The sequence below is a fragment of the Leuconostoc citreum genome (assembly GCF_007954785.1).
GTDB lineage: Bacteria > Bacillota > Bacilli > Lactobacillales > Lactobacillaceae > Leuconostoc > Leuconostoc citreum.
The window spans coordinates 881963-893572 of sequence record NZ_CP042410.1 but is presented as its reverse complement, the minus strand read 5'-3'; the positions used below and the strand labels follow the sequence as shown (position 1 = coordinate 893572).

The window sequence follows — 11610 nt, the reverse complement described above, 5'->3', positions numbered from 1 at the left end:
TTGGTTAAAATGATAATAACCGTTTAAGGGGAAGGTTATCATGGAAAAAATTAAAAAAAATAAAATGTGGTTAACAGTTGTGGGCTTTGGTATCGTTATTGTTATTATATTGTCATTAATATTACTCAACCAAAATAAGGCTAAACCTGAATCAGAAACAACTTCTTTTCAATCTAGTGTTAAAGCTTCTTATTCATCACAAAAGAATCAGGATGAAGAGAATCAAAAAAAATATGCTAAAGAGGCAGATAAAATGAAAGGGCACGTTTTTAGTGTAGGACTCAATGAGTCATATTTTACTACATGGACGAAAAATGATTTCAAAGAATGGGCAAATAAATATAATGCAATGAGTCTTGATGATAAACATAAAGCTAAAACTAACTTTGGAACGTCAAAAACATATTCAAATACAAGTATTGACATCAAACCACTGTCTAATACTGCTGACAGTGTGTCTGCCAACGATTTTAAATCAGTAGAATATTTTGAAACAGTCAAAGATTTTCACAAAGCATATCCAGCAGTCAATCCTGATGATATAAAGAAATAAACTAAAAGCGACTTACCTCATATGGTAAGTCGCTTTTTTATTTTTGTTTCAATACTTGCTCTAATATCAGATCAACGAATGCACTAGCTGATCTAAATCCTTGTTCAGCTGCTAATTTATCAATGCCTTCTTTAATGTCGGGCCGAATCGTGTAGGTCGTCTGCACCTTACGTTGGAACTGTGATGTGCTGGGTAGATTGAAGTCATCGCTTAATGTCACTTCTTTTTGTTCTTCTTCTGGCTGCTTAGCAAATGCTTTAGCTAATTGTGCCTTTGATGCTTCGTCATCAAATACGGCTTCTTTTTTCTTGTTGTAATCCATTATTAATCTTTTATCCTTTCAAGTAACTGACCGTATACTTCTGCAATCTCTTTTTCGGCTTTCAGGTCATGTTTATGTGTATCATCCGCAAGCATGATTGGCACACCAATCGTGGTGGCATAGTTATAAATTTCTCGATGAACTGTGTAACCAACAAAGTCTGAAATATCTTTTGTCATGCGTACAAACTCATGGCTGATTGAGGTGTTGTGTTTAACCTGTGTACCAATATAAATTGGTTTTGCTTCAATTAATGATTCCCTTGTACGCACATCAACGGCATCAGCTTTGAAGGACTCAAAGTGCAAATCAAATTGATTCTTTGCTTGAATAAAGCCGTAATCTGTTGGCATCAAGGGGACAACCACGTAATCCGATACCGCAATCATGTTTTGCGTCACTGTATTAAACCCGGGGTGCGTATCAATCAAGATATAGTCGTAATCTGATATTAAATCAACATGATCTTGCAGCCACATCATCATCAAGAAATGTTTGTTATTCTTACTATTCAATAAGCCGTCTAATTCTTCAAGACAAGGACTTGCGGGTAAAATGCTCAACAGGGGACTAATACCACGAATGAGCACGTCACCACCGTTGAAGACATTAAATAATGATTGATCGTTGGTAAATTGATTGTAGGTTGATGATAAACTCCCTTGATAATCACTGTCAATTAACAGGACTTTATATCCCAAACTATTCAATAAACCAGCGAAGTTGAAAGTAACGGTTGTTTTACCAGCGCCACCTTTAGGGACTGAAAATGTAATTGTTTTACTCATGATAATGCTCCTTAGTTATTTTATCTGTCAAAACGAAATAACGAAAGACTTACCAATCCAGGCATGTAAAACTATCAATGCCTATATTATAACATACTTATGGTGTAATGATACATACATCATAACACACTTATAAGATATAAATATATACACCATAACACACTCATAAGATATAGATATATACACCATAAGGCACCCATAAGATATTGATATATACACCACAAAACATTTCGATAGTCAGTGTATTGCTGATTATTGAGGTGTTTTTTTGTTCTTTCATAGCTAAACAGGACAGAGGTCAAATATTTCCGTTCCACTTTTTGTACTTTTATCATTACTTGTTATCATGACCACAGATTGATTTACAATCCAGGCTAATTAACAAATAAAGGAGTGTCTTATGTACGAAAAATTTACCCCAGGGCGTAATATTTGGAAAAAAGTATCGCGCTATTTCTTTTTCACGATGGAACGCATCACGATTGTCGGTATCATGTTTGGCATCACTTACATCATGATAAAGCAAGCCTTTCCATATAATATTGGTATCTTTGGTTTGATTCTTATCATAAACAATGCCTTGTTAACGATATTCTTTATCTTACCAAGTCCTAGTAACCCTAATGGTTTGATGTATCAAGAAATTGTCCGTGGGCTTTTCAAACTCGATAAGCCAGCTATCGCAGACATCTACTCAGTCACTAAAAACAAAAAAGAGGATATGTAATTATGGGTATTAAAAAGTCAAAGCAAAGCCAGGTCAAATCAATGACCTATATCAAAAATAAGATTGCAGCTAAACGCCCGATTGCGATTCCTTATTTTTTACCTTATAAGGACATTATTGTGAAGCGTAAGGGTGAGCCGATTTTGTTGCAGGATAATACATATGCTGACTTACTAAATTTGCCTGGCAAAGACCTAGATTTCCTGGATAGTGAGGGCATTAATAGTTCAAAGTCGATTATTTCTGATTTTCATTTACTACTGTCTGTTTATTTAGAAGATTTTGACATCAAAATCATTCAGCTGCCGGCAGACACCAGAGTGCAACAAGCCTCATGGGGTCAAGAACTCGTCAGAATTGATGCACAACTAGCAGACACAAACCAAGCAGAACAACACTACCAACAACTATTGCAACTGCGTCGCACAGTTCTTCGCGAAATCAGTATCGAAAAAGATGTTGTCAGTGACATTAAACATCAAGAATATACAGCCGTGATTTATGGGAAAACAATCGCTGCTTTGGAAAAGAATAAACGTGATTTCATTGAACATGCAGGCTTAGCTTTTACCCCAGAACCCGTTTCTTTGGAGCGAAAGAAGATGGTTTTGTATCAAATCAATAATCCTGGTGAAACACTCGAATTGGAGGAAAAGTAACATGAGAATGAGTATTAATAATGCCAAACGATCTGCTTGGAAAGCGCAAGGCTATAGCCTTGATTTCATTGAAGAAGTTCAAAACCCAAGCGGTATGACTTTTCACACAAATTATTTTGATGACGGTATGACAGCATCTGCGATTATCGATGTCTATGATTTTCCAAAAACAGCCCAAAGTGCTGGGTGGTTTAAAGAGTTAATCAATCATAAGAACACTATTGTTGATATTAAGATTGGCACGAACAGCAAATTTGAAGTGCAGAAAGCTTTGGAAAGTGCGACGAATGCGTACAGTTCAAAAGCAAATAGTGATTTAACGTCTCAAGGTGATGCTTTGGAGGCTCGTAAAGACTCTCAAATTACCCTAGATGATTTAGATGATGCGCGTAATGGTCGTGAGATCTATAAACGTGTCTATGTCAGACTATTGGTTTCTGATGTTTCACCAGAAGAGTTACGTCGTCGTGTCAAAGAAATCCAGCAACAGCTTTCAAACTATCGCATGAAAGTTTATCCTTCGGAGCAACTAACGCATTTCCAACAATTCTTCAAACCAGCAATGGCTATTGAAAACGATACAATACGCGACAAAGGTTTTCCAATGAAAGCCTATGCCTTAGCTGGTTCTTACGCCTTTAATCAAACATTTATTGCACATCCACGTGGTACTTATCTTGGCTTAACGACTCAACGTGGGGAAGTTATGTATGACCCTAGCTACAATGATCATCGCACACAACTCACTGCTTATAACTTGATTGTCGGTGGTGAGCGTTCCGGTAAGAGTGCCTTTGCAAAAAAGAATCTGCCTTCATTACTGGCTAGAGGTGATAAAGCATGGGTATTCGATAAGTCTAACGAATGGCGTGACCTGGTTAATTATTATTTCGGAGTCACATTAACTTTGGATGGTAGTCAAAATATCATTAATTTATTGCAGGTTTTTGGTACGGTATTGGATGCTGACGGTAACATTGACGTGATTGCGAGTTTCAACCAACATCGGACCAAAGTCATCACTTATTACGCAACATTGAATCCGCAAGCTGACAAAAAAGAATTGGAGATGTTAGGCAACTATATCACTGACTTCTATATTGAACGTCGCATGTGGTCCCCATCACCAAAAGATAACCCACAAGATTTACGTGTCATTAATTTGCGTAATGAAGATTACCCTATAATGGAGGACTTTGAAACCTTCTTAGAAACTCAGAACATGATGACACGCAATATGACACAACCAGCAGTTGAAAGATTGGACAACATTTTATCAACTATCCGTAGTTTGATTCAGAATCATGGCGACATGGTCAATGGCATCACCACTGTGCCTGATTTAAGTGATGAAAAGCTTGTCCGCTTTGACACAAGTGGTTTATCTCGTTTAGAGAGTGATCTCTATAACGCCCAATACTTCACCATTCTGTCTCTTATGGAAAGTTACATCACAATTAATGGGACTGTTCAGCGTCAACGGATTAAAAATGGCGAAATATCAAATCAATCAGATACCTACCACAAAAAATACCCGCAATACTTCTGGTGGATACAAGATGAAGCCGATGACATTTTCAATGCCAAACACGCTTTAGGAATTACGTTTGGTGATAACCTGATGGCACAACATGGTAAAGACTTCTTTGGTATGATTGCGATCTTCCCAGGACTTAAAAACGTTGTTCCAACTGGCCAAGCACAAGACAATGATGCTAGTCGTGCTGCTTCATCTTTCTTCGGGCGTTTTCCTAAGCAAATTATTGGCCGTTTATCAAAAGCCGACACGGTAAGATTACGTTCCGTTGTGAGTGAAAACAATATTACTGATGGTCAATTAGCTGCTTTGCAAAATATATCTCAGGGGGATTTCTTAATGAATTTGATTGGCAAACAAGCCACATTTATGCACGTTGACTTGAGCCAAGAAGAAATCAACCTATTCGGTGGAGGACTATAAACTATGAAACTACCACATCCATTCAAACGGGCTAAAGAAAATCGCCAAAGGATGCTTAAACAAGCTGAAAAACAATGGCAAAAATTTGATGCGAATCAGCATAAGAGTCCAGTACAAAATCAAGTCATTTACTATATGATTGGTGGTTTTGTCTTCGTGGCTATTCTCAAATTATTATCTCACTGGATAGGAGGATGACATGTTTGAAAATTGGTGGCGATACAAAAAATTAAAACTATACGCTTATGGCACACTGATCGCAACAGCTGTCGTCGTCGTAATTGCTGCAATTATGATGTTTATCATGATTTTTTCGACTAAAAATGCAGAGTGTTTCAATGATGATCAAACCGTGGCTGAAGCAGGTCAAGGAATTGGCGGTGATTGGCAAGATCATAATTCAAATACTTACAAAGCTATGCGTCATGCCACTGATCGTTTTCAAAAAGAACTCCACATGTCAGGTGACAACATCGCAGCAGCACTAGCTGTGGGATTACGCGAAAGTGGTTTCAATCCTAAAGCCGTTAATCCTGGCGGTGCTGTTAAGGGGATTTGGCAATGGGGTGCTGGTGGCATTAACGGTGATCATTATAAAGATACGCAGGATAATGTCGAGTCGCAAGTGCAATTAGCCATTAATGAACTAAAAAGCAGCCATAAAGGGGTTTTGATTGATTTAGCAACAGCTGATAATATTAATAGTTCATTGGTTGCTTGGGACACTAAATTTGAAGGCGTGGGGGTCAATGACCCACAAAGAAAAGTCGCTGATACATTGAAAACAGCTAATGAAATCAAAAAGGTTTTCGCTCTAGATTTTCCTGGCAGTATCAATGTGTTTGATCACGGTAACAATAATTCTGGCATAGGTGATAATTCAACTAATGCGAATACCAGTGGCTTATCAGAGGCCACTTGTGATTCAGGTTTAAGTTCTAATGACAACGGGTTACCCGTCAAGGGGCAATATTCTATTACGGGTGGTTACCCCAACTATGGTGGATTAACAGGGGCCATGCATTATGGTGTTGATTTTCAGACCACTGATCATGCTTTGTCTAGTTCTGGTGGTAATGTCTATGCGGTTCATGATGGCACGGTTGTGGCTAAAAGTTCTGATAGTACCGGTGGAAATTGGCTTGTCATCAAAGGCACAGACAATGTCTTCACTTATTATGGTCATGCGCCAACTCAAGAAGCAATTGTCGTTAATAATGGGGACAAGGTCAAAGCGGGTCAACACATTAGTCATCAAGGTCAAACTGGTATGGCAACTGGTATTCACGTCCATTTTGCAGTGAATACGCACGATCAATTTGGCTGGGCGCCACAAAGTAACGGCTTAAAATCACCTGGCAATTATCTTAAGCTACCACAAAAGGTGGGGACCAACGTCGTTGTGCCTAACGGCCCATTCGATTCTGACAAAAAATAGGAGAAAAAGGATGACAAAAGGAAATAAGAAAACACGCATTAAAGCACTTATAGGTATTATCGTCGTGTCGATAATTATGTTGATCAGTGGTTTGTTTTATCAAAAATATAGCGTAAATGGTTATCCTGATACTAAAAACTTCAGTCAAAAAATTAATCAATTAGATGCCACTAACAAACAAAAAACAGTGCTGATATTCCATCGTCCTGGTTGCTCTGATTGTAAGAACGTTCGAGAACTTGTTAAGCAAACTATCAAAACTAATCACACGCGTATCAATTACATTGTGATAAACGTCAACAACAATCAGGCTAAAACTTTCATGATTAAATATGGTGTCACGGAAGTACCAACAATTATCTACCTTGAAGGTACACAAGTGATTGACAGCACGACGTCAACCCATGCTAAAAATGTAAAACGTGTAATGACAGGGGAATAAACGATGCAAAAAATAACATACAGAATGGTCTATGGCTTTATTACTCTCTTAGCGCTTGCTTGTTTAATTGACGCAGTTGCTACTGCCAAAAGAAACAACGATACCATCAAAGCTTCACAGACTGAGATTAAACAATTGAGTCATCAGACCCAAAATAATCAGAAAGCAGCAATAGCCTATGAGCAAGTTGAATCAAGCGATATACGTAATACTGATGACTTCCAAAAAACAGGTCATCAATTTATCGTTGAAATGTTTGACCTTTTGAAAAAGCAACAGATCAATGATCCAAAAAGCAAGGTAGCGAATGATAAGGTTGTCTCAGCTTTTTTGGGTGCAACCTTTGGTGGTGATGTGGATGAAGGCCGACCAGTCATAAAGCTTGTTGAAGAAGATATGACCTATTCAAAGTCAGCTGATGGTACAGGTATTGGGTTCGGTCAGGTAACCTATACGCAAAGCGGCAAGAAACAAGAAATATCTTTATTGATGCACATGCAGGGGAATCAAATTACTGAGTTACAGGTAGGAAAAGTACGCGATACTTCAGGGAGTGGGGGAAAATAGAATATGTATAAGAGAAACTTATGGTGGTGGAGCATTCCAATTGGCTTACTTTTGATGTGGGGCATGTTATCAGGCGTTAATCACTTTACCCAGTCAGTTATTAATCAATATCAAGTCAAGGTTAGTGCCGCGCGTTTAGACAAGCAGAAGTCAAACAAACAAATGAATATGACGCTTGATTCTAAACAACCAAACATTGCCGCTGCAACCAAAAAATTAAATCAGCTTTATGCATTAGATTGGACGATTGCAAATCAGAAAGAATTTGATGGTAAGGCAAAAGCTATGAGTCCATTAGTCAGTCAAGAGGTAATTAGACATAGTTTAGATTTCAAACCCGATACTGATCGCATGATGACGCAAACAAAAGTAATTATGGCCTATGATCACATGGACTTTATGCCTACTAGTGTCACTGACCAAACAGTCAAAGGAAAGGTTGTTGTCTACATCAAAAGCCATTATGAAGGCAAGCCCGATGCCACAACACGTTTCGTATACAACATCAGCTACAACACACAAACAGATGTCATTACACAATTAGATCGCATTGGGGCTTTCCAAATACAAAGTGATAGCTCTATTTTATAGACTCAAAGAAAACTATTATAATCCAAAAAAAGCAAACTGAATGAATATTCACTCAATATGTGTAGAAGAAAATAAAAAAATACTTTCTTGGTTTTCCTTAAACCCATTTTTTAGATAAAATCTTTCTGCGGGGGTGTGCTTATCAGTATCAAGAGCAATATTTTCAACACCTTGATTGTTTAAAGTCTTCTTTAATTCTGTTAAAAACAATTGCCCTAATCCTTTCTTTTGATGATTTGGATGAATCAGAAAAGTATCGAGAATGTATTCTTCACCTTTGTACCAGGGTTTAACAAAACCTATTGCAACCCCAATTAAATGTTTATTTTCTGTATAAAGAAAACTTTGCTCACTATTTAAATTTAGCATTCGCTCAACATATAATCTTATTTCGTTAGACTCATTTTTCTCGTTCCATGGTTCTCTTGAAAAAACATCAATGTATAGAGAAACTACTTCATCAATATGTTTTTCTTCTAATTTGATAATACGGTGACCCATTTTGATCTCCTAAATTTTTAACTTATCATACCATATTCAACGAAATATAAAGAATTGAAAATTTAATAAATATAAGAACGAAAAAAAACTAACTTATTTAAATTCCACTTTATTTAGTAAGTTCATATTTTACACGATAATTCAAACCAGTTTTGCCCAAAGACGCAAATTAATAAGTAGTTGAAATAATACATCGTCTGCTCTGAGATTAAATATGGAAAGATTCACTATTCAGCTAAAATAAATTGAGTAAATAGATGAAAATAATGAATTCATATATAAATATGGATGCTGTACCAATAACTACAAACTACTTTTTGTAGTTTGTAGTTATTGGCTGTGTGGATACTTTCAAAACTAAATTATCCTGAACATTTTTTATTATTGAAACCATAGATTTTTTCGGTTCACTTTTTGTCAAAATCAGCTCTCTTGTTATAGTATGCGTGTGTTTCGGACACAAACTATAAAAAAGGGGGCTTTTCTTATGCAAAAGTCAAAACATTATTTTTCCAGATGGGGTGCTGTTTTAAAATCAAAAAAACAATCCCTGTCTGTCGCATTTGGAACTTCACTTTCCGCTATGATGCCCATTGTTGCATCTGCTGACGTTGGTGATGCTGCTAAATCAACTGGTTCAGATGTAGCCAAATTCCTGTTTATTGGCCTAATTATTGTTGGTGGAATCAGTTTGCTAGTTGCTGGCATTATGATGGCCAGTGGTAGTCAACGCTTACATGAAAAAGGGCAAAGTCGACTACTTAAAACTTTGCTTGGTATTGTTGTTGGTTGCTTAACAGGTATGATCATCACTTGGATTTACGGGGTAATTACTTCTGCTGGTGGTGGTAACTTCATCAATTGGCCTTTCTAAAACAATAGGGAAGAGGAGCGCACATGTTTGGATTTAGAAAAAAGGAAACTGTCATTGAGACAAACTACTATGCCCGCATTGATGAAACTACACTAGATTTTAATGAAGACTTGGTGCAAAGCCTGGCAGAGAAATCTGGTGATTTGGTGTCAACTTGGCCAAACGCTAGTTTAGCTGACTTACAACAATTCTTGTCTTTGCTAACTAACGATATTGTACGAGCGAGCAACCGTAATTTCAAAATCGGTAACATTACTTATTTTGAAAAAGACAACAAAGGTCGTAGCGAGCCAACTGGTTTGAGTTGGGATAATGCTGAAATTACACCAGCATTTGAAAACATTGCTGTGGCGACTGCTGAACACATTTTCAATGCAGCATCAGTGAGACAAGACGAAGAGACTGACTATGACACAATTATTGATGCCTTGACACCTTTTCTTGAGGCTGTGCTTGAAAATACTGAATTGTCAGTTAACGATATGCCTGTCTTACCTGATGCACAACAGTATCGTCAAGCTCAGGAAGATGGAGAACTTATTACCGTTGAAGCCAAAAAATTTGTGATCCAACAGACTAAAACAAGACAACCATTTGAGAACGGTAAGTTAGCAGATACTGAGAAAGTTAAAGAACAGGCTAATGAGCCTGTCACACCTAGTGCACCTGTAGAGACGAAGACGAAAGCACCTGCGCCACAATCTACTGTGGCACCCGTAATCGGACATAGCAAAGAGGTGAGCGTCAAAACACCACCGACTCTGGTGAGTGGTCGCTCTGAAGCTCAGAAACTCATTGATCAGGTTAAACTGCAACCACAGGGATTTGAGATCTCGAAAGACTTACAAGATGTAGCGCCTGTTAATGAGCAATACGTGCAAGCGCAAATCAATCAGGAACGTCGCAAGGCCAATACCTTCTTGGACGAGACGAGTACGATGTACACACAAAAAGTCCGTAAAACCTTAGCTGACTTGTTACATCGCTTAAATGAGAACAAGAAAGAACGTTTGCAAGCCTTGCAACAAACTGATGTTCTCAGCGCAATTAATGACACGTTGGCAACTGAACGACCAGCAGTTTATGAGGAACGTTTCAATCGGGCACAGGCAGCTCGCAAAGCTGGTTTTGATTCTGAACTAAGTGATGAAAATGCCCGCCATGAGCAAACACTAGTTTCTTTGAAAGGGGCTTATGTTCGTGACATTGAATCGTTGAAAGTCTCAGTAAATCAAGAAATTGATGACTGGTATACTGAACGTTCAAAAGAACTCGCCAACAGTTTTCAAGCTTCTTTGTCAGAAGATATGGCCAAGTTAGCTCAGCAAGCTGAAGAAGATGCCATGACGCAATTAACAGCTTTGCGTGATGATTTATTGACTAAGAATATGCAGTCGCTCATGGATATGAAAGCTAATTTGGCGACTGATCTAGACAAGCAATCAGCGATTTATCAAAAGCAACATGACGAGGCTGTCTTAAATGCGACAAAGTTAGCGGCGGCGCGTACACAAGAAGGCAGCTTGAGTGAACTGGAAAAGCAAATTCAAGTCTTAAAAACAGCAAATAATAAATTGGAAAGTCAGTTAAAAGCAAAAGATGCGACTAGTAATCAAGCATTAACAGAATTACAAGCACAGCTTACCAAAGCACTAGCAGAAAAAAATCAGTCAATCACAGATGATAAGACGAATGATCGGCTATTAGATATTTTGTCTCATCAAATGCAAACGCCTCTCGTGACAGAAGTTAAAACAGTACCAGTTTGGAAGCCAATATTAGTTGGCTTGTTATCAGCAGCAGCCATAACAATAGCTGGTATTGGTGGTTATGTCATGGCACAACATCAAAACGTGCCAACACATAGTGCACAAACCGCAGCAGTTCCTTCTGAGGCAACCATTGCTCAGACTTCATCCAAACATGAAGCATCCAGTAACGCAAATAGTAAAGTAGAAACAAAATCTGCCAGTTCTAATTCTTCTGGTGTAAGTTCATCTGTTTCAAAGAACGACAACCAAGCGGCAAATAATCCGCTTTTAAGTCGCTTTCATGTTGGTCAAGACATACCAGTGACCATCAATGGAGCGGCGGTGACGGCTAAAATTGTATCAATTCAGGAAAAAGCCATTACTGTTTTCCATGATGGCTATAACTACAACGTGCCAATGGATTAAGTAGGTGATGT

At 37.9% G+C, this 11610-nt stretch carries 14 protein-coding genes; 11 read left to right on the top strand and 3 right to left on the bottom strand.

What is annotated here, in order from left to right:
* Positions 1–40 precede the first annotated feature (40 nt).
* Positions 41–553 (top strand): hypothetical protein, encoded by a 513-nt coding sequence (locus FGL72_RS04470; RefSeq protein WP_243130165.1) that lies wholly within the window; start codon positions 41–43, stop codon positions 551–553.
* A 37-nt stretch (positions 554–590) separates the two neighbouring features.
* On the opposite strand, the gene FGL72_RS04465 is transcribed toward FGL72_RS04470, so the two are convergent.
* Positions 591–875 (bottom strand): hypothetical protein, encoded by a 285-nt coding sequence (locus FGL72_RS04465; RefSeq protein ID WP_139988062.1) that lies wholly within the window; start codon positions 873–875, stop codon positions 591–593.
* A gap of 2 nt (positions 876–877) precedes the next feature.
* Positions 878–1663 (bottom strand): ParA family protein, encoded by a 786-nt coding sequence (locus FGL72_RS04460; RefSeq protein WP_139988063.1) that lies wholly within the window; start codon positions 1661–1663, stop codon positions 878–880.
* Positions 1664–2063: 400 nt separating this feature from the next.
* Here FGL72_RS04460 and FGL72_RS04455 point away from each other — a divergent pair, with 400 nt between their 5' ends.
* From FGL72_RS04455 to FGL72_RS04420, 8 genes are read left to right on the top strand one after another with little or no spacing between them, the layout of a single operon-like run.
* On the top strand, positions 2064–2390 hold the full coding sequence (locus FGL72_RS04455; RefSeq protein WP_139988064.1) for a hypothetical protein: 327 nt from the start codon (positions 2064–2066) through the stop codon (positions 2388–2390).
* A 2-nt stretch (positions 2391–2392) separates the two neighbouring features.
* Positions 2393–3049, top strand: a complete 657-nt coding sequence (locus FGL72_RS04450; protein WP_139988065.1) for a hypothetical protein — start codon at positions 2393–2395, stop codon at positions 3047–3049.
* A gap of 1 nt (position 3050) precedes the next feature.
* Positions 3051–5009: a type IV secretion system protein VirB4 gene (locus FGL72_RS04445; protein WP_139988066.1), complete on the top strand. Its 1959-nt coding sequence runs from the start codon at positions 3051–3053 to the stop codon at positions 5007–5009.
* A gap of 3 nt (positions 5010–5012) precedes the next feature.
* The gene (locus tag FGL72_RS04440; protein ID WP_139988067.1) at positions 5013–5207 is read left to right on the top strand and encodes a hypothetical protein; all 195 of its coding nucleotides are present in this window, start codon (positions 5013–5015) and stop codon (positions 5205–5207) included.
* A 1-nt stretch (position 5208) separates the two neighbouring features.
* Complete coding sequence (locus tag FGL72_RS04435) at positions 5209–6447, top strand: phage tail tip lysozyme (RefSeq protein WP_146992785.1); 1239 nt, start codon at positions 5209–5211, stop codon at positions 6445–6447.
* Positions 6448–6457: 10 nt separating this feature from the next.
* The gene (locus FGL72_RS04430) at positions 6458–6889 is read left to right on the top strand and encodes a DUF6568 family protein (protein WP_139988069.1); all 432 of its coding nucleotides are present in this window, start codon (positions 6458–6460) and stop codon (positions 6887–6889) included.
* Between the two features lie 3 nt (positions 6890–6892).
* A complete protein-coding gene (locus FGL72_RS04425; RefSeq protein ID WP_139988070.1) occupies positions 6893–7456 on the top strand; it encodes a hypothetical protein in 564 nt (187 codons plus the stop codon).
* Between the two features lie 3 nt (positions 7457–7459).
* Entirely contained in the window at positions 7460–8047 is a 588-nt protein-coding gene (locus FGL72_RS04420) for a hypothetical protein (RefSeq protein WP_139988071.1), read from the top strand.
* Between the two features lie 48 nt (positions 8048–8095).
* On the opposite strand, the gene FGL72_RS04415 is transcribed toward FGL72_RS04420, so the two are convergent.
* Positions 8096–8548, bottom strand: coding sequence for a GNAT family N-acetyltransferase (locus FGL72_RS04415; RefSeq protein WP_139988072.1), 453 nt, complete (start codon positions 8546–8548; stop codon positions 8096–8098).
* Between the two features lie 487 nt (positions 8549–9035).
* Between FGL72_RS04415 and FGL72_RS04410 the strand changes: the two genes are divergently transcribed.
* Positions 9036–9422 (top strand): hypothetical protein, encoded by a 387-nt coding sequence (locus tag FGL72_RS04410; RefSeq protein ID WP_139988073.1) that lies wholly within the window; start codon positions 9036–9038, stop codon positions 9420–9422.
* Between the two features lie 23 nt (positions 9423–9445).
* Positions 9446–11599 (top strand): coiled-coil domain-containing protein, encoded by a 2154-nt coding sequence (locus FGL72_RS04405; RefSeq protein ID WP_139988074.1) that lies wholly within the window; start codon positions 9446–9448, stop codon positions 11597–11599.
* The last annotated feature ends 11 nt before the right edge of the window (positions 11600–11610 follow it).